The organism is Colwellia psychrerythraea 34H, assembly GCF_000012325.1.
In the GTDB taxonomy this organism is placed as follows: domain Bacteria; phylum Pseudomonadota; class Gammaproteobacteria; order Enterobacterales; family Alteromonadaceae; genus Colwellia; species Colwellia psychrerythraea_A.
The window spans coordinates 2,063,165-2,081,318 of sequence record NC_003910.7; the positions used below are offsets into that span (position 1 = coordinate 2,063,165).

Annotated in this window: 16 protein-coding genes and 1 riboswitch; of the genes, 6 read left to right on the plus strand and 10 right to left on the minus strand. The window is 38.6% G+C overall.

Annotated elements, in window-relative coordinates; translation table 11 throughout:
* The 3 genes from ccoO to CPS_RS08850 all read right to left on the minus strand — a co-directional run bounded on the left by ccoO (position 1) and on the right by CPS_RS08850 (position 3,297).
* Entirely contained in the window at positions 1-645 is a 645-nt protein-coding gene (ccoO, locus tag CPS_RS08840) for a cytochrome-c oxidase, cbb3-type subunit II (protein WP_011042818.1), read from the minus strand.
* Between the two features lie 10 nt (positions 646-655).
* A complete protein-coding gene (ccoN, locus tag CPS_RS08845; protein ID WP_011042819.1) occupies positions 656-2,080 on the minus strand; it encodes a cytochrome-c oxidase, cbb3-type subunit I in 1,425 nt (474 codons plus the stop codon).
* Between the two features lie 431 nt (positions 2,081-2,511).
* Positions 2,512-3,297 (minus strand): Crp/Fnr family transcriptional regulator, encoded by a 786-nt coding sequence (locus tag CPS_RS08850; protein ID WP_011042820.1) that lies wholly within the window; start codon positions 3,295-3,297, stop codon positions 2,512-2,514.
* Between the two features lie 197 nt (positions 3,298-3,494).
* Here CPS_RS08850 and CPS_RS08855 point away from each other — a divergent pair, with 197 nt between their 5' ends.
* Positions 3,495-3,968 (plus strand): hypothetical protein, encoded by a 474-nt coding sequence (locus tag CPS_RS08855; RefSeq protein ID WP_011042821.1) that lies wholly within the window; start codon positions 3,495-3,497, stop codon positions 3,966-3,968.
* Positions 3,969-4,079: 111 nt separating this feature from the next.
* Here CPS_RS08855 and CPS_RS08860 read toward each other — a convergent pair whose 3' ends face one another.
* Together CPS_RS08860 and gloB are read right to left on the minus strand one after the other, a co-directional pair.
* Positions 4,080-5,738, minus strand: a complete 1,659-nt coding sequence (locus tag CPS_RS08860; protein WP_011042822.1) for a lytic transglycosylase — start codon at positions 5,736-5,738, stop codon at positions 4,080-4,082.
* 249 nt (positions 5,739-5,987) lie between these two features.
* Entirely contained in the window at positions 5,988-6,785 is a 798-nt protein-coding gene (gene gloB, locus CPS_RS08865) for a hydroxyacylglutathione hydrolase (RefSeq protein ID WP_011042823.1), read from the minus strand.
* A gap of 213 nt (positions 6,786-6,998) precedes the next feature.
* Here gloB and CPS_RS08870 point away from each other — a divergent pair, with 213 nt between their 5' ends.
* Both CPS_RS08870 and CPS_RS08875 read left to right on the plus strand, forming a co-directional pair.
* The gene (locus CPS_RS08870; protein WP_011042824.1) at positions 6,999-7,772 is read left to right on the plus strand and encodes a class I SAM-dependent methyltransferase; all 774 of its coding nucleotides are present in this window, start codon (positions 6,999-7,001) and stop codon (positions 7,770-7,772) included.
* A 74-nt stretch (positions 7,773-7,846) separates the two neighbouring features.
* Complete coding sequence (locus CPS_RS08875) at positions 7,847-8,605, plus strand: Nif3-like dinuclear metal center hexameric protein (protein ID WP_011042825.1); 759 nt, start codon at positions 7,847-7,849, stop codon at positions 8,603-8,605.
* Between the two features lie 84 nt (positions 8,606-8,689).
* Here CPS_RS08875 and CPS_RS08880 read toward each other — a convergent pair whose 3' ends face one another.
* Complete coding sequence (locus tag CPS_RS08880) at positions 8,690-9,454, minus strand: ElyC/SanA/YdcF family protein (protein WP_011042826.1); 765 nt, start codon at positions 9,452-9,454, stop codon at positions 8,690-8,692.
* 106 nt (positions 9,455-9,560) lie between these two features.
* Entirely contained in the window at positions 9,561-11,168 is a 1,608-nt protein-coding gene (locus tag CPS_RS08885; RefSeq protein ID WP_011042827.1) for a BCCT family transporter, read from the minus strand.
* Positions 11,169-11,526: 358 nt separating this feature from the next.
* A riboswitch (Lysine riboswitch) is annotated at positions 11,527-11,747 on the plus strand.
* 148 nt (positions 11,748-11,895) lie between these two features.
* Here CPS_RS08885 and lysC point away from each other — a divergent pair.
* Entirely contained in the window at positions 11,896-13,266 is a 1,371-nt protein-coding gene (gene lysC, locus CPS_RS08890) for a lysine-sensitive aspartokinase 3 (protein ID WP_011042828.1), read from the plus strand.
* A gap of 151 nt (positions 13,267-13,417) precedes the next feature.
* Here lysC and CPS_RS08895 read toward each other — a convergent pair whose 3' ends face one another.
* A complete protein-coding gene (locus CPS_RS08895; protein ID WP_011042829.1) occupies positions 13,418-13,849 on the minus strand; it encodes a MarR family winged helix-turn-helix transcriptional regulator in 432 nt (143 codons plus the stop codon).
* A gap of 3 nt (positions 13,850-13,852) precedes the next feature.
* Complete coding sequence (locus CPS_RS08900; protein ID WP_011042830.1) at positions 13,853-14,335, minus strand: glutathione peroxidase; 483 nt, start codon at positions 14,333-14,335, stop codon at positions 13,853-13,855.
* A 197-nt stretch (positions 14,336-14,532) separates the two neighbouring features.
* Here CPS_RS08900 and CPS_RS08905 point away from each other — a divergent pair, with 197 nt between their 5' ends.
* A complete protein-coding gene (locus CPS_RS08905) occupies positions 14,533-15,396 on the plus strand; it encodes an NAD(P)-dependent oxidoreductase (RefSeq protein ID WP_011042831.1) in 864 nt (287 codons plus the stop codon).
* A 98-nt stretch (positions 15,397-15,494) separates the two neighbouring features.
* Complete coding sequence (locus CPS_RS08910; protein ID WP_011042832.1) at positions 15,495-16,298, plus strand: hypothetical protein; 804 nt, start codon at positions 15,495-15,497, stop codon at positions 16,296-16,298.
* Positions 16,299-16,575: 277 nt separating this feature from the next.
* Here the strand turns inward: CPS_RS08910 and CPS_RS08915 are convergent, their stop codons facing one another.
* The gene (locus tag CPS_RS08915) at positions 16,576-18,027 is read right to left on the minus strand and encodes an SLC13 family permease (protein ID WP_011042833.1); all 1,452 of its coding nucleotides are present in this window, start codon (positions 18,025-18,027) and stop codon (positions 16,576-16,578) included.
* Positions 18,028-18,154 lie beyond the last annotated feature (127 nt).

Genomic DNA, 18,154 nt, shown 5'->3' on the forward strand with positions numbered 1-18,154 from the left:
TTACTTTAATGCGTGGCCAAGTGATTGCAAATACGCAATCAAGGCACTCATTTCAGTTTTACCTTTTACAGCATCTTTAGCGCCGTCAATTTCTGCTTGAGTATAAAGCGGAATTGCATTGCCGTTTTCGTCTTTATGACTACGGTTACGTGTTAAGAAGTTAAATGTTGCTAGCTTCTTACCCGTTAACTCACCATCAAGTGTGTCAGTATTCAACCAGCTATATGCAGGCATGTTTGATTCTGGCACAACTGAACGAGGATCTGTTAAATGGGCAATATGCCAATCATCACTATAACGACCGCCAACACGTGCTAGATCAGGACCAGTACGCTTAGAACCCCATAAAAATGGATGTTCCCAAACACTTTCGCCCGCAACACTGTAGTGACCGTAACGCTCTGTTTCAGCGCGAAATGGACGAATCATTTGACTGTGACAGTTACTACAACCTTCACGGATGTAGATATCACGACCTTCCATTTGCAGGGCAGTGTAAGGTTTTAAGTTATCAACTGGCGTCGCTAATTCTTTTTGGAAAAACAATGGCGTAATTTCTACTAAACCACCGATGCTGATAGCAAAGACAGTAAATAGGAAGAACAAGCCAACGTTCTTTTCAACTTTTTCATGTGAATTTTTCATATGGCTCTCCTTAAGCTACTTCAAGAGGCTTAAGACTTCCGTCTTTAGCACCAATTGTTTTAAACATGTTGTAAGCCATTAATAAGAAACCAGTTACCACTAATACACCACCTAAGAAGCGGATGAAATAGAATGGGTAAGAAGCGGTTAAACTCTCAACAAAGCTGTATGTTAATGTACCGTCGCTATTCACAGCTCTCCACATTAACCCTTGCATTACACCTGAAATCCACATAGCTACGATATAAAGTACGATACCCGCAGTGTGCAACCAGAAATGAATGTTGATAAGGCGCATGCTGTACATACGGCCTTGGTTAAACAAGATTGGGATTAAGTGGTACATAGCACCAATTGAAACCATAGCAACCCAACCAAGAGCACCAGAATGTACGTGACCAACAGTCCAGTCAGTATAATGAGATAAGGCATTAACTGATTTTATTGCCATCATCGGGCCTTCAAAGGTAGACATACCGTAGAAAGATAATGAAACAATTAAGAAGCGTAAAATAGGATCACTACGAAGTTTATGCCATGCGCCAGAAAGCGTCATGATACCGTTGATCATACCACCCCATGAAGGAAGGAATAATACGATAGACATTACCATACCAACTGACTGAGCCCAATCAGGAAGTGCAGTGTAATGTAAGTGATGAGGACCAGCCCAAATATATAAAGAAATTAATGCCCAAAAATGAACAATAGATAAACGATAAGAATATACAGGACGTTCAGCTTGTTTTGGTACGAAGTAATACATCATACCTAAGAAACCAGCAGTTAATAAGAAACCAACGGCATTATGTCCATACCACCACTGCATCATGGCATCAATAGCGCCAGAATAGAGTGAGTATGATTTCATTGCCGAAACAGGTATAACCATTGAGTTACCGATATGCAACACAGCAACGGTAACGATAAAGCCGCCAAAGAACCAGTTAGCTACGTAAATATGCGAGGTTTTACGTTTAACTAAGGTACCAAAGAAGACGATGGCGTACGAAACCCAAACAACAGCAATAAGAATGTCGATTGGCCATTCTAGCTCTGCGTACTCTTTAGTAGAGGTATAACCTAAAGGTAACGAGATAGCCGCTGCAACGATAACAGCTTGCCAACCCCAAAAGGTAAAGGCTGCTAATTTACCGCCAAATAGACGCGTTTGACAGGTACGTTGCACAACGTAATAAGACGTGGCAAATAAAGCACTTGTACCAAAAGCAAAAATTACAGCATTAGTATGAAGTGGACGAAGACGGGAGTAGGTTAACCAAGGTGTATCAAAATTTAACGCAGGCCAAATTAATTGTGCCGCGATAAGTACACCTACTAGTGTACCCACGATTCCCCAGATTACAGTCATTACAGTAAACTGACGTACAACATCGAAGTTGTAGTCTACTGCTGACGTATTACTTGTGGTCATGTTAAGGATTCCGCAGTGTTATTATTAATCAGAAAGTATTTCTTGCTGTAATACCTAAACATGAAAAGCCTTAGATATAGGACACAATTCATACTAACTCTGTGTGTTTGCTCTATGAGCTGTGATATATGTCACATCCGTGTAAGCAAATGTGTCTAAATCCCAGCAATTTTACCCTTTGGCAAGGATATAAATCAACAACTATGCGCGTTTAAATTTGATGTAGATCAATAAAAGAGAATTGCCCTTAAATTGCTTGTGGATATTAATTGAACAATAAAAGATAAAAGTAACTCAATGAGTTAGCAAAGATTTATTAACTTTCACTTTTTATTCGTTGATAAATTTTAGCAGAGATAGAGGGCACCCCACTTAGAGACTTTTTGACAGAATTAAATACCAGCGTTATTTAGCTTTTTTCACGATGAACGTTATTGATTTGAAAGTTGCTTCAAATGATTTAGGGATAATAAGGATAATTGTTTACCATTGAGACTAATTAGCTGTTCATGTTGAAATTTTGACAATAATCGGCTCAAAGTTTCACGACGCATACCTAAGAAACTGGCAATGTCTTGACGACTAATGGTTAACTCTATTTCTGTTTCATTGCCTGAATGTTTAGCATTGCGCTGACAAATATTAAGTAAAAATGCAGCGAGTAAACAGTCAGCCGATTTTTTACCAGTGATCGCGTGAGCATTACGTTGTTGCTCATAGCTTTGTTTTGTGAGTAATTGAATTAAGTTTTGCTGTAACTCTGGTGCTAATTGTGAACAGGCAGAAAGCGAATCTACATAAACCTCACAAACTGAGTTATCACCTAAGGCAACAGCACTGTAGTTATAAACTTCTAAAAATAAAGCATCTTCACCTATCAGTTCACCAGGAAACCTGAAACCAACAATTCTGTCAAGGCCGTCATCATTTTTCTGACACAACTTAAAAGTCCCTGAACATACTGCGAATATAGCGGTAAGTGGACTAGCTTGTTCAAACAATGCAACACCAGCCGATTGATTTAGCGGCAGTGATGAACTTTGTTCAGTGCTAACTTCAACACGTCTAGTTAGATAGTTACTGGTTAAATCAATAGCCTGATTATCGGCGCCGATCGGCTGACAGATGGCTCGCATCGAGCAATTATCACAGTCAACGTATCGCGGATGCTTATGCTGAGAAGTATTTTTCTTGGTCGTTTTACTAGATAGGGTCATTACTTACAACGAGTATGTTTTATCAATTAAATTAACTAATGGCGTAAACTTTAAGGTGAATAAATTTTCAATAACAAGACGTTTTATTGATATTAGTTAACTAAGACTTAGGGTAGCTAGTTTACTGGCGTTAGTGGATAATAACAACTTTGCAGCAAAAGGTAGGTTTTTCAGTGTCTAATAAGAGGTTTAATAACGTGTTAAAATGGCTTTCCCTTGTTGGTTGTTTATTCCTCATTAGTGCCTGTAAGCCAGTAAGTGAAAAAAGCTCTGTAAATAACGCTAGTGCCCTAGTTGCACTATGTATTGAAAGTCAGAGCCAGTGCGAAATCAATACCGAGTTTGCTCATTTTAAGGTTAAATTTTCTCAGCATCAGTTATCAGACAAGGTTATAACTGAACTACCCTTTTTTATTGAGCTGACACCATTTTCTCAGCAAAGACCTTTGCAAAGTATTACCAAAGTATCTGCTTATCTGGAGGGTAGAGATATGTTTATGGGTAAGGTACCGGTATTTTTTGAACCTACTGATGAAGGGAAAGTTTATTTAGCAGAAAGTTTATTGGCCAATTGCAGTGAAGAACAAATGGTGTGGCGTTTGTGGATAACGGTGGAATTGATAGATAAAAAGCAGACGTTTTTTGTCGACTTTACCAGTCAACGTTTTTAACGTTCATCTTATTTGGCAGATAAAAAGACAATAAAAAAGCGAGCCTGAGACTCGCTTTTTATATATTTATCAACTCGCTATACTTAGTTCAATGAAAGTAAGCAGTTGTTCTTAAATATTATTAGTTACATCGACAGAAAGCTTTAATCGCTGACCTGGCTGTAAATATTTCTTTCTATCAAGATTATTCCAACGTTCAATATCACTAATTCGAACATTAAACTTATCGGCTATGCGAGCGAAAGAGTCGCCACGGCGTACTTTATAAGTAATATTTCGCATAATGGCGTTTTCGACATTATTACCGGTTTTACTGTTAGCAAAGTTCGACTTATTTGATTTAGTATCACTTTTTTGCCAAATCACTAACTTTTGACCGAGTTTTAACGTGTCTCTTGGGGCAAAACCATTCCATTTAGCAATACTTTTGCTATTTACCTTATATTTACGTCCTATGTCCCATAAATTATCACCAGATTTAACGGTGTGAACGAGTTTTCGTCCCTTTTGTGGTCTATTTTGCTTTTTAGCAATACGTTGTTCTTGTGAGAAAACATAACTATCTAATGATTTAGCCGCAACAGGAATAAGCAAATGCTTTCCAGCACGTATCTGATTGCCTTTAATGTTATTCACTTGTTGTATCAAATCAACGCGGGTATTAAATTTATTAGCAATAAGTCCTAGGTTATCACCGCTTTTAATTTTATAACGTTGCCAAGCGAGTCGATCTTTCTTACTCAGCTTACTCAGACCTAGTTCAAACTTTTCTACGGTGTGCGAAGGTAACAATAAACGGTGTGGGCCGTCAGGATCAGTAGCCCAGCGATTAAAACCAGGATTTAAACGCTGTAATTCAGCTAACGATAAGCCTGCTAACGTTGCTGCCTTCGCTAAATCGAGCTGTGATTTAATATCTACTTGGCTCAAGACACTTTTATTATCGATTGAATAAAGTGATAAATTAAAGTCTTCAGGGCGCTTTACAATATCAGCTAAGGCTAATAATTTTGGTACATAAGCACGGGTTTCTTTTGGTAAATCAAGCGACCAAAAATCGGTCGGTTTACCTAGGCGTTTGTTCTTTCTTACGGCATTTCTAACACGACCTTCGCCAGAGTTATATGCCGCTAATGCGAGCATCCAATCGCCATCGAAAAACTTGTGCAAATATTTTAGGTATTTAATAGCACCTTCGGTTGAAGCAACGACATCACGTCTGCCGTCATACCACCAGTTCTGCTTCATACCAAAACGTTCACCTGTACCCGGCACAAACTGCCACATGCCTGAAGCGCGACCATGCGAATAAGCAAAGGGGTCAAAAGCACTTTCTACAATAGGTAAGAAAGCCAGCTCAATTGGCATATCATTCTTTTCTAACTCTTGAACAATATAGTAGAGGAAAGGCTCGGCACGTTTAGCAACACGTTTAAGGTAACTAGGGTGCTTTACATACCAGTTTCTCTGAGAGACAAGACGTTTTTGATTCGGAATATCAAACGTTAATTGGCTACGAATGCGTGGCCAAATATTATTCTCATCAATAGCTTTTTGATCTTTTAAGGTATTATTTAAAGAGAAGTCAACATCAGCAACAGGATGGATAACGTCAATGCTTTCATCTGCTAATAACGCTTGATTAATCTCAACTGGATGAGCAGTTTCAACTTGCGAATCTGAATTGTCAGTAATGGCATTACCATCACTTTGGGATAGGCTTTGACAGCCGGCTAAAAGAACTACAACGGGTAATAATAAATACTTCATGAATAACCAGTTAAAATCAGCAGGAATTAAAAATAATTGAGCAGATTAGCATGTTTAACACCAATCGGACTAATTTATTGGCTAGTTAGCAATAATGTAGCGGCTTAGAAGCAAGATATAGGTAAAAGAGAATAATCAGCCTAGGAAGTATGTTCAGGATAATTTCTACTAACTTTATAATAACTTATACCTGTTTGGCGGTTCCAATTAGAATCAACAATGCCCATCTAAGCCTTATAAATTGACGGATTAAAAATTATCCTTCCAAGCCCTAATCGCTGAAAAAACCTCACTATCATTAGGCTGATTTTGATTACTATAAGTTTGTGCAGCAAGTTTAATAGACTCTTCATGGCAACGTAGAAAAGGGTTTATCTGCAGTTCAAGCGCTATATTAGTTGGAATAGTTGCTTGGTTTTGTTGACGCTTCACTTTTACTTGCTCTGCATAGTTATGCAGGTCAGTGTTATTAGGCTCTACTGCTAAAGCAAAGGCTAAGTTCGCTTGGGTATATTCATGGGCACAATAGATTAACGTATCAGTTGCTAAGTTCGCTAGCTTAGTCAGAGAGTGATGCATTTGCTGAGGAGTCCCTTCAAACAAGCGACCACAACCACCTGAAAATAGGGTGTCACCACAGAAAACCATTTTATCGTTATAGTAAGCAATGTGACCTTTAGTGTGACCCGGTAAATCGAGCACAGTAAATTGGCAATCAAGCTCCGTTAAGTCAACAGTATCGTTCTCTTTAAGTGTGATATCTAGTTGAGCAATCTTTTCAGTAGCGGGTCCATAAACAGTCACAGGCCACGCTTTATCTTTAGAGTATTCAAGGAGTTTTTCAATACCACCGACATGATCGCTGTGATGATGGGTGATCAGAATGGCAGATAACGCCAAGTTATTTTCTTGCAGGTACTTTATACACACTACTGCATCACCTGGGTCGACCAGTGCAATTTTATCATTATTTTGACTAGAAATAGCCCAAATATAATTATCATTAAACGCGTTAATTGCAGTAACAATTTGGTGAGAGTTAGTCATATGAGATTTTACCTGTAGTTTGATTTATACCCGTTGCCACTCAAGATGCTTGTTTAAGAGTGCTTTAAGCAGCGTTATTCATTTGAACAAGGGAATAACCATTGTTTAAAATAAATGCCTTGCCTAAATCATTTTTAACTCCCACTTAAATCATGCACTTTGAAAGGTAACGGGTATATACTTAATACCATTATACGCCTAAAAGAAGACTCTATGAAACCTGCGTTAGCTTTTCGACAGCCACATTACCCTAACTCATGGAAGGCATTGCCTAATGGAGAAGTCATTAAAAAGGCAATAGAGCAAGAACTTGCCCCTTGGTGGCAAAAGTTTTTTGGTTATCATTTAATTAAGCTTGGTGCATTAAGTAGTGAAATCGAGATACCTGACTGCACTATTAATCATCAAGTAAGTATTAGCATTAAGAATGGCTTGGCTAATGTGGTTGGAGATATTGATGATTTACCTTTGCAGGAGCATAGTGTTGATGTTTGTTTGTTAAGCCATGCATTGGAGTTCTCGCTTGACCCTCACCATGTGGTCCGTGAAGCTAATAGAGTGTTAATTCCCAATGGTTACTTAGTTTTAACGGGATTTAATCCACTAAGCCTTGTTGGCTTAAACCGTCTATTACCGTATAGACGTAGCAAAACACCTTGGAATGAACATTTCTTTTCGCCAATGAGAATCAAAGATTGGCTACATTTAATGGGGTTTGAAATTTTAGCTGATCAACGTTGTTTACATAGTAGTTTAACAGGGAAGGTGAGCACCGACAGCTTAGAACATAGATGGCACAAGTTGGCAAAAAGTTACTTACCTGCCTTAGGCTCTGTTTATGTGATTGTCGCGAAAAAAAGAGTATTACCCTTAACACCAATTAAACCCAAATGGCAGATTCGATCTGGATTTCGTCCTGTAAAAGTCCCTAGTCTAAGCACACATCGAGAATTAGTGGATCACAAAAAAGGGCATCAGAAGAGATAATTCCCCCAAGAAAGATAGTTTCTGTGAACTGACAACCTAACCTTTATTTTATCCTTATTAAAAGTAACCCAACTATGCAAAGTAATGAACTAGAAAGCTATTTAGCTGAATTGTTAAAACCGCAACAAATAAAAGACTTCACTCCTAATGGCTTACAAATTCAAGGTAGTGCTCACATTAGTAAAGTGATCACCGGGGTCACAGCTTCTAAGGCTTTAATTGATAAAGCAATCGCAGAGCAAGCTGATGCCATACTGGTACATCACGGTTACTTTTGGAAAAATGAATCTTACGTTATTCGTGGCATGAAGCATGATCGAATCAAGGCACTATTGCTAAATGACATTAATTTATTTGCATATCACTTACCCTTAGATATTCATCCGACGCTAGGTAACAACGCACAGTTAGCTAAGTTATTTAATATTGTCGATGTAGAGCCGCTAGAAGTAGGTAATCCATTAAGCGTTGCTATGCAAGGGTGTTTCGAGCATCCATGTAGCGGTGAAGCATTTAGCCAGTTAATTAATAGTACGCTTGAGCGAGAATGTTTACATATTGCGGCACCGAGTAATAAGCCAATAAAAACTATTGCTTGGTGTTCTGGCGGTGGTCAAGGTTATATTGAACTCGCTGCAGAGCAGGGCATAGATGCCTTTTTAACGGGTGAAGTATCAGAACAAACGACTCATATAGCCCATGAAATGGATATACATTTCTTTGCTGCTGGCCATCATGCCACTGAGCGTTATGGGATAAAAGCCTTAGGAGAGCATTTAGCTGAAAAGCACGGACTTGAAGTAATATTTGTTGATATCGATAACCCCGTTTAAAACTTAAGGTTTAAGCGGAGACAGGTTACGTCGGTTTATTACTTGAATCTATTTTATCGATTCAAGTAACCTTCTTAATTTTATTTAGCTAAAGAGTGATTTAAACCATTGCACTATCAGCCCTAAACTCTCATACCAAGCAATAGTGGTTTGTTCTAACTTCTTACTCGTAGGTATGTAATGAACCCAGCTTTTACTACTGTCTGGATTTTTTACCCAATAGCCAGTCGGTGCAGCAATAGGGTATATTCCTTCTGCTTGGAAATAATTGATAGATCGCGGCATATGGTCAGCATTTGTCACCAGTATCACTTGGGTGCCTTGTACTCGCGGCGCAATGAGTTGTGCTTCTTCTTCAGTATCCTTTGGAAAATTTTCAGTAATAATTTTTTGCGCCGGAACGCCTAAAAGTATCAATGATTGCTTTACCGTTTCCGCATTAGATACAGGATTATGTCCGCCATAACCTGAGGTGATTATTCTGGCTTCTGGATGTAGTTGATAAATACGTACTGCTTCAACCATTCGTTGTAACGAACAAGTTTTTAGTTGGCTAGTTACCGGCAACTCAGCGTTGGTATTATGGCCGCAACCTAATACCACAATGTAATCGACAGACACGTTTGTTTTAACATAAGGCGGGTAATCATTTTCAATAGCGGTCATAACCGTATCTGAAAAAGGTGCGAAGGCGCTGATAAGTAGAATGACTATAGCAGTTGATAGGCTCTTAATACTTTGTTTAGGCTTTTTACGATGAACAACGAGGGCAAAAATAAGTAATAACAGCACTATATTGATGGGCATGCTCAATACAGTGATGATCTTTTTAAGAAGAAATAAATCCATATGATTCAGCTAAGTTACCTAGAGCATTGATATCTATTTACTATATCAAGTATTGCACTAGGCTGCTTAGCTAAATTAGACTTTGTTGTGAGAAAGCTAAGTTGTCTTAACTTAGTTTTTTATACTCTCTTTTTAATCCCAAGAATAAACCGAAACACATAACAATTAATAGTACGGTAAAAGGTAAACCGACTGTGATGGCTGCAGCTTGCAAAGCACCCAATGCATCTTTGCCACCACCAAATAATAATGCAGCAGCAATAACACCTTCGATAGCTGCCCAGAATATTCTTTGTGGAACCGGCACATCTACTTTACCACCAGCGGTAATACTGTCTATGACTAAAGAGCCTGAATCTGATGAAGTGACAAAGAAAATTAATACCAAGACAATCGCCAAGAACGAAGTAACATTGCTTAAAGGCAAGTTCTCTAACATTTGAAATAGTGCTAACGAGCTATCACCAATGCCTTGAGCTAATTGACCTACACCATTTTGTACTTGTTCAAGACCCATGCCGCCAAAGGTTGCCATCCATACTGATGTAAGTAAAGTAGGAACAAATAATACTGCTAATATAAATTCACGAACCGTTCTGCCGCGCGAAATTCTTGCGATGAACATACCGACAAACGGTGACCAAGAAACCCACCAAGCCCAATAAAATACAGTCCAGCCATGGTAAAACGTTTCGTCTTCACGACCAATCCAGTTACTTAACGGAATAATATTTTCGGCATAGGCAAGCAGGGTTGTGCCAACACCATTAATAATCACTAAAGTAGAGCCCGTAATAATAACAAATAACATTAATACAACCGCAAGTGACATATTGATATTACTTAATAGTTTAACCCCACCATCTAAGCCTCGAGTCACTGAGAATATGGCGACCATGGTAACGCCAAATATAATGGCAATCTGAGTGTTTATGGTATTGGGTATATCGAATAGGAAGCTTAAACCTCCAGCCGCTTGTTGTGCCCCAAAACCTAAAGAAGTAGCGAGACCAAAAATAGTAGCTAATACCGCGGTAATATCAATGACATTGCCCGGCCAGCCCCAAACTCGCTCGCCTAACAATGGGTAAAAAGAAGAGCGGATGGTTAATGGCATGTTGCAGTTAAAAGTGAAGAAAGCTAAAGACAAGCCTACAACGGCATAGATGGCCCATGGGTGTAATCCCCAGTGATACATTGTTGCCGCCATCGCCATTTTAGCTGCCTCGGGAGTACCGGCAACCGTATTTAGGGGGGTGCCATACCAATTAGTGAAGTAACCAACAGGCTCTGCAACACTCCAAAACATTAAACCTATGCCCATTCCGGCAGAAAATAGCATAGAAAACCAAGACAATTTGCTAAAGTCTGGTTTTGCTTCAGTACCACCGAGTCGGATTTTTCCAAAAGGTGAAACAACCAAGGCTAAACAAAAAAGGACAAAAAGGTTACCGCTGACAATGAATAGCCAGTCAAAATGGTCGATAGACCAACTTTTTGATGCATCGAAAGATTGTTTGGCTAATTCAGGGAATAGTAGGGTTAATAGAACAAATACAACAATAAGTGTAGATGAGAAAAAGAACACAGGATTATGTAAGTCCATGCCCATTATTTCTACGTTATTCTCTCCAATCACGTGGTCAGATCGGTAAACTGACTTTTCAACAACAAGCTCCTTATCTTTATCTGTATCTTCTTTGTTTTTGCTCATTATGGCTTCCTGTAAGTAGTTTTGAATAAAACGGGCTTTGTATACACATTGTTACTGTACAGTGTTTAGCGAATAATTTCCCCCTTTGCAGGGTTTAATCATTAAACAAACCAAAGACCTAAGTGAGTAAAGTATAGCCTTGACTCTCGATTTTGCTTTTGTAAAGTAATTAGTTAGCAAGTTTTCTTATGCTTGGTAGATAGATAATAGGCAGTAGACTACCTAGGACGATGCCGATCAAAGTGAATAATAAGGGCAAAAAACTTATAAAAACTGACTAATAGCCTGTTGCAATGTAAGGTTAAATCGGGTCTAATGATTTCGCATTGTGGTTTAGGGTCAATACTCTAAAATATAATGTACCAGAAGAGGTGCGAAACTTAGGTAGAAAACGAGAGGAACCACATTCCAAATACCGTTTTTGAGGGAAGTTATCGCCGAGAGTATTTAAAAGTGGATTTAGATACTCGGTCACTAAGGTTGAATCCTTATGGCTGTCACCTGACGTATTTGTTAAATGATACCTAACTAATTAGGTATCATTAAGCATTAAATAATAGGTGGAGAGCTTCTGGCTGAAAAAGTTTCGTTTTTTTTGCAGTTTATTAGATATCCCTTTAAACGTGCAAAATACACCACTCGCTACCTACTCAGTCATGCTCTTCCAATAGTTAATTTACTCAGCAAAGAGCTCAGTAAGTAACTAGTATTTTTATGGGAGAATTTTGTGAATTCAGTTCAATCTACATCATCTTTAACTGTTGCCAAGTTCGGCGGTACTAGTGTTGCCGATTACCAAGCTATGCTTCGTTGCGCCAATATTATTAAAAATGATAACAGCAATCGTCTAGTGGTTGTTTCAGCGAGTTCAGGCGTGACAAACCTGCTAGTTCGCTTAAGTCAGAAAAATGTATCTGTCATTGAGCAAAAGGATATTGTTGAAAATATCCGCGCTATTCAAGTCAATATTACTCAGCATTTATCAAGCGATGTTGAAGCACAGCTTAATCAAGAAATAAACAGCTTACTTGATGAACTAACTCAACATGCACTAACGCAGTTATTACAATACTCGACTAAGACAGCAGATGCCATTCTTGCCTTTGGTGAGCAATTTAGCTCGCGAATTTTTGCTCAAGTTTTACAATCTGTTGATATTCCAGGTGAGTATTTCAATGTGCAACAAGTGATGAAAACCAATAGTTTATATGGCAAAGCGGTAGTAGATCTTAATCAATTGAGTGAACAAAGCACACAACTGCTTGCCCCAAAACTGATTGACAAAGTGATTGTTACTCAGGGATTTATTGGTCAAGATAGCCAAGGTCATACGACTACGCTAGGGCGAGGTGGATCCGATTATTCCGCAGCATTACTTGCTGAAGCTTTAAATGGCACTAATTTATCTATTTGGACGGATGTTGTAGGTATCTTTACTACCGACCCGCGTATTACTGACCAAGCGCGCGCGATTAAAGAAATTAGCTTTGGCGAAGCGGCCGAAATGGCCACCTTTGGCGCGAAAATATTACACCCCGCGACACTGATCCCTGCAATGCGCCGCAATATTCCAGTTTTTGTTGGTTCAAGTAAAGAGCCAGAAAAAGGTGGTACGCAAATTAAGCAAAAAGTTGATTCGAATCCCACTTATCGCTCCATTGCATTAAGACGTGAACAAACGTTAGTGACGGTAAAAAGCCCGGCTATGTTACATGCTAGCGGATTCTTAGCAAAAGTGTTTGGCGTATTAGCGAAACATGAGTTAAGCATTGATTTGATCACTACCAGTGAAATTAGTGTCGCTTTAACTTTTGATAACCCAAGTGGTTCAACGCAATCGTTAATTACTAATGCCGTGGTGGCAGAATTAGAGCAGTTATGTGAAGTTAGCGTTGAGCATGGTTTATCGCTAGTTGCTGTGATTGGGAATGGTTTAACGTGTGCTAAAGGTATTGGTCAAAGCATTTTTGAAACGATTAATGATGTGAATATCCGTTTAATTTGTCATGGCGCTAGTGCCAATAACTTATGCTTTTTAGTGAATGAAGATGAGGCAAATTATGTGGTTGAGAAATTACATAATACCTTATTCGCTTAAGCCTAGTTTTCTTAATAGATTGCTCAGGACACCTTGCTTGATACTTTCTATCTGACGGTAATGTACTGTTAACGTCATTGTTAAATTAATAAATAAAGAAAGAATGATAAACGCTTCATTCTTTCTTTTCTTTCTCTGGGTTGTTTAGCGTTCAATCGCTGATATTAGCAATAAGCTGATCAAGTTCTTGATTTAAGTTGAGTAATTTATCTGGTGTTAAACCTGTTACAGCAAACATTTTTCCAGGAATATGTTCTGCACTTTGTTGTAATCCCATCCCTTTTTTAGTTAGTTTGATGATAACTACCCGCTCATCTGACGGTTGTCGAACTCGAGCAAGTAACCCTTGTGCTTCCATTCTTTTAAGTAAAGGAGAGAGTGTGCCTGAATCTAAATCAAGTCGATTACCTAAGTCTTTAACTGAAATTCCTTCAGAGTTTTGCCATAGAACGAGCATAGCCAGATATTGTGGGTAGGTTAATGCCAATTCTTTTAAAACGGGCGCATAAAGTCGACACATAAGTTTATTTAAACTATAAAGTCGAAAACATAACTGTTTTTCTAGCAGTAAATTATCACTCATCTATTATACCAATAATTTTTCTATATCAGCGGTAATGGCTTCTGGTTTTGTTGTAGGTGCATAACGTTTAACGACTTCACCTTTACGATTTACTAAAAACTTTGTGAAATTCCACTTAATGGATTTAGAACCAAGAATGCCAGGAGCTTGTTGTTTTAGAAAACTAAAAAGAGGGTGGGCATTACTTCCGTTGACGTCGATTTTGTCAAATAAAGGGAATTTTATATTGAAGTGTAAATCGCAAAATTGCTGTATTTCTTCGTTATTACCACTCTCTTGTTGCTTAAACTGATTACAAGGAAAGGCTAATACTTCAAAACCATTTGTTTGAAACGAATCATGTAGTGATTGTAAACCTTGATATTGTGGAGTGAAACCACAGTTACTGGCGGTATTAACAATGAGTAATACTTTATCGGTAAATTGATTTAATTCGATCGTCTCTTCTTTATTATTCTTCACTGTAAACTGATAAATATTACTCATCTTAATTTTTCCTTTAAAGTAAATGTAAAGCTATCTGGGATAATTATACTGCCACCACTTAAGTGGCTTACAATTTGATTGTGCACAATCTATTTGTTCATTGTAGTGTAAAATTGATGTGTTGAAAAGATGCTAGAGCAAAATAAAAAACTGAAGTAGACTGATCGCATTAAATTAATGACTTAAAAGGTTGGAACATGAAAGTAGCATTTATTGGTCTTGGCGTTATGGGTTACCCAATGGCGGGACATTTGACTAAAGCAGGTCATCAGGTTTGTGTATATAACCGAAACAGGGATAAAGCCTTAGCTTGGCAAAAAGAGTTTGGTGGTGATATTGCAACAACACCTGCGCTAGCGGCTACTGGGTGTGACATTGTATTTGCCTGTGTCGGTAATGATGATGACGTTAGACAAGTCTCATTAGGTGATGAAGGGATTTTCGCAGGTCTTTCTAAAGGAAGTATTTTTGTCGACCATACCACGGCATCTGCAGAGCTTGCTGTTGAGCTTGCTGCTGTTGCGGATAAAAATGGCCAATACTTTTTAGACGCACCTGTATCAGGTGGTCAAGCGGGTGCCGAAAATGGTGTGCTGACAGTTATGGTCGGTGGTGATGAGAGTATTTTTGCTAAAGCTGAGCCTGTTATGGCTGCATTTGCTCGCTTTAGTCAAATCATGGGTCCCGTTGGCTCAGGACAATTAGCTAAAATGGTTAATCAGATTTGTTTTGTCAATACAGTGCAAGGCTTAGCTGAAGGATTGAACTTTGCCCAAAAAGCAGGATTAGATACTGACAAATTACTTGATACTATTGGGAAGGGCGCTGCAGGCTCTTGGCAAATGGATAATCGAGGTAAAACGATGTGTGCGCGCGAATTTGATTTTGGTTTTGCCGTTGATTGGGTAAGAAAAGATTTGGCTATCGCATTTGCAGAAGCTGAAAAATTAGGTGCTGATTTAACAGTAACTAAGCAACTTGATGGTTATTACCAAGAGATACAAGACAATGGCGGGAGCCGATGGGATACATCAAGCCTTATTTCTCGTTTTAAGAAGTAGTACTAAACCGACTAATTAACTGTATTGCCCAAGCTACCTGAAACACATATCTTCAAGTGACTTGGGTATAACTTATTGAATTTTTTATCGAGGGAATGATGAAATTAAATTTATTTACTTTACCATTATTATGGTTACTTTCTGCTTGCGGCAGTGGTAGTGAAGGAGAAGCCAAAGCACAGGTAGTCCCAGATGCTAAAGCACCAGAGTCTGTTATTGTGTCTGAAAACTTGGCAATTCCAGATAATAGATCACTCGACACGTATCAAATACTCGTTATTGGCAATAGCCACGTACAGTCAATACAAAAATTCTTGACCTTAATCTTTCAAAATGGTCTCAAAGAAAAAGAGATAAACATTGATAAGCGCGTAGGTGCTTTTCTAGATGTCATTGTTGATAAAGAAAGTTTGGTCGAATTAGTTGAGGCAAGGCCTTGGACTCATATAATTTTGCAAGGACAAAAATATTCGCAGAGTCAATCAGTCCTTTATTCAACAGAAGCAACAAGAACATGGATTCAACGTGCTAAGAAGAAAGGAGCTACGCCAATACTCTATCCTGAACATCCGCAACGAGGAAACCTTCTCGAAGCGGATTATGTTCATAGTATACATGTTGATATTGCCGATGAAGAGTCTAGTTGCATTGCCCCTGTAGGATTAAGTTGGAATAAAGTGTTAGCTATTGAGCCTGATTTGGATCTTTATCAAGCGGATGGAAATCATGCTACGGAGTTAGGGGCTTTACTCAGCGCTTTGGTGTTGTATCAAGTCGTTAGTGGTCAAACAGCAGATGCTTTACCTTATATTGCAGAGTTACCTGGAACTGAGTCTGAGCAGGCTTTACTCGGACAAATTGCTTCCCAGACTGTTGCAGAACATGTTACCTGTGTTTTTTAATCACGAGGGAAGTATGAAATTTACGCCGCGATTGATATTTTTATTGAGTAGCTGATTGCGATATTACTTTAGCAGGTACTTTAAGTAGATAGTCTAAAGGAGCAGTGTAGAGGGCGGTGATTTAGAGTTTTTTCTGAATTTTAGTAACGAGATAACTAGTATCGTTTAGCATATTTTTCCGATTGATATTAGTAGAGATTGCTTATATAAGGTAGCGCGTAGTTTAAACACCAGACTATTAATCTGGTGTTTAAATCGAGAATCTAAAAGACTTTATTTATAAGTTAAAGACCATAGGTACTGTAGTTAACATCAATAAAACGATCATAAATATAGCTGCGATATTAAGCCAGAAACCTGCTCTGGCCATGTCGGCAATACGTAATTCTCCGGAGCTAAATACGATAGCATTTGGCGGTGTTGCCACTGGCATCATAAAGGCACAACTAGCAGCTAATGCGGCAGGGATAACTAACATTAAAGGTCCATCAGTTAAGGTCACAGCTATTGGTCCTAATAAAGGTAAGAAACTAGCAGCTGTTGCCGTATTACTTGTTACTTCAGTCAAGAATAATATAGTAATAGTAACGACTAAAACGGCAGCAATAACAGGAATATTAGACGTTGCTTCAAGCTGTGTGGCTATGTAACCCGCTAGTCCTGATTTTTTGATTAAACTGGCTAAGGCTAATCCACCACCGAAAAGCAACAATACACCCCAAGGTAACTTCTTAGTGTCTTCCCAAGCTAAAATACGGATATCTTTTTTCCGGTCAACAGGTACAACAAATAATAACAAAGCCACGAACATAGCGATGCCGGTATCCGATATAGCTAGCCCAGTCATTTTGGCTATTAATGGTCTAAATATCCAACTGATAGCAGCAAAAGCAAAGAAAAACAGTACGAGTTTCTCGCCTTTGTTCATTTTCCCTAATTCCTGAAGTTTCTCTTGGAACATACTGTTTGTATCAACTCGTTCCCCTTCATTAACTTGGTAACAAACCTTGGTAAGAATAAACCAACACAATACCAACAATACTGCACTTAACGGTACGCCGATAATCATCCATTGGGCAAAGCCGATTTCAATGTTGTAGCTATCAGCTAAATAAGCCGCCATCAGCGCATTAGGAGGAGTACCAATCAAGGTCGCTAAGCCACCAATACTTGCAGAAAAAGCAATAGCTAATAACATTGGTTTTGAAAAGTTTTCAGGGGTACTACCATTTTGCTTCTGCTTAACCATCTCGATAATAGATAAGGCGATAGGCAACATCATGACTGCGGTTGCTGTATTAGACATCCACATTGATAAGAAAGCAGTGACAAGCATTAACCCGCCAATTTGGTGGCTGGGTTTAGTGCTACATAACGACATTGCTTTTAAGGCAATTCGTTTATGTAAGTTCCATCGTTCCATCGCTATGGAGATAAAAAATCCTCCAAGGAAAAGGAATATTAAAGGGTGTGCATAAGACGATGTTGTTACCTTAATGGGTGCTATGCCAACAATTGGCGCAACGATTAAGGGTAAAAAAGCGGTAACTGAAACAGGGGTTGCTTCAGATATCCACCAAGTGGCCATCCACAATGCTAAACCTAGGGTGTGCCATGCATCTGCAGACATACCTTCAAAGGGAGAAGGAACTAATAAGGTGAACAGCATTAATGCTGGCCCTAATACGAGCATACGCAATGGCGTTGCTTTGTCTTGAATATCTGTCATAAATTTCCTCACAGTGTTGTTTTTTATAATAGTTCTAATTTATGTTTTGCAAAGACACTGCCATGTTTTCATCTTATTGTTAATAAAGGTAATTATACTTTTAACTCATTATATTAGCCTATGTTAC

What these genes read in the sequence shown, in the direction of transcription:
- ccoO (WP_011042818.1), bottom strand. Translation starts at nt 645, where the DNA reads ATGAAAAATTCACATGAAAAAGTTGAAAAGAACGTTGGCTTGTTCTTC.
- CPS_RS08885 (WP_011042827.1), bottom strand. Translation starts at nt 11,168, where the DNA reads ATGAGCAAAAACAAAGAAGATACAGATAAAGATAAGGAGCTTGTTGTT.
- CPS_RS08900 (WP_011042830.1), bottom strand. Translation starts at nt 14,335, where the DNA reads ATGAGTAATATTTATCAGTTTACAGTGAAGAATAATAAAGAAGAGACG.
- CPS_RS08850 (WP_011042820.1), bottom strand. Translation starts at nt 3,297, where the DNA reads ATGACCCTATCTAGTAAAACGACCAAGAAAAATACTTCTCAGCATAAG.
- CPS_RS08910 (WP_011042832.1), top strand. Translation starts at nt 15,495, where the DNA reads ATGAAATTAAATTTATTTACTTTACCATTATTATGGTTACTTTCTGCT.
- CPS_RS08880 (WP_011042826.1), bottom strand. Translation starts at nt 9,454, where the DNA reads ATGGATTTATTTCTTCTTAAAAAGATCATCACTGTATTGAGCATGCCC.
- CPS_RS08875 (WP_011042825.1), top strand. Translation starts at nt 7,847, where the DNA reads ATGCAAAGTAATGAACTAGAAAGCTATTTAGCTGAATTGTTAAAACCG.
- CPS_RS08915 (WP_011042833.1), bottom strand. Translation starts at nt 18,027, where the DNA reads ATGACAGATATTCAAGACAAAGCAACGCCATTGCGTATGCTCGTATTA.
- CPS_RS08870 (WP_011042824.1), top strand. Translation starts at nt 6,999, where the DNA reads ATGAAACCTGCGTTAGCTTTTCGACAGCCACATTACCCTAACTCATGG.
- CPS_RS08860 (WP_011042822.1), bottom strand. Translation starts at nt 5,738, where the DNA reads ATGAAGTATTTATTATTACCCGTTGTAGTTCTTTTAGCCGGCTGTCAA.
- CPS_RS08895 (WP_011042829.1), bottom strand. Translation starts at nt 13,849, where the DNA reads ATGAGTGATAATTTACTGCTAGAAAAACAGTTATGTTTTCGACTTTAT.
- gloB (WP_011042823.1), bottom strand. Translation starts at nt 6,785, where the DNA reads ATGACTAACTCTCACCAAATTGTTACTGCAATTAACGCGTTTAATGAT.
- CPS_RS08905 (WP_011042831.1), top strand. Translation starts at nt 14,533, where the DNA reads ATGAAAGTAGCATTTATTGGTCTTGGCGTTATGGGTTACCCAATGGCG.
- ccoN (WP_011042819.1), bottom strand. Translation starts at nt 2,080, where the DNA reads ATGACCACAAGTAATACGTCAGCAGTAGACTACAACTTCGATGTTGTA.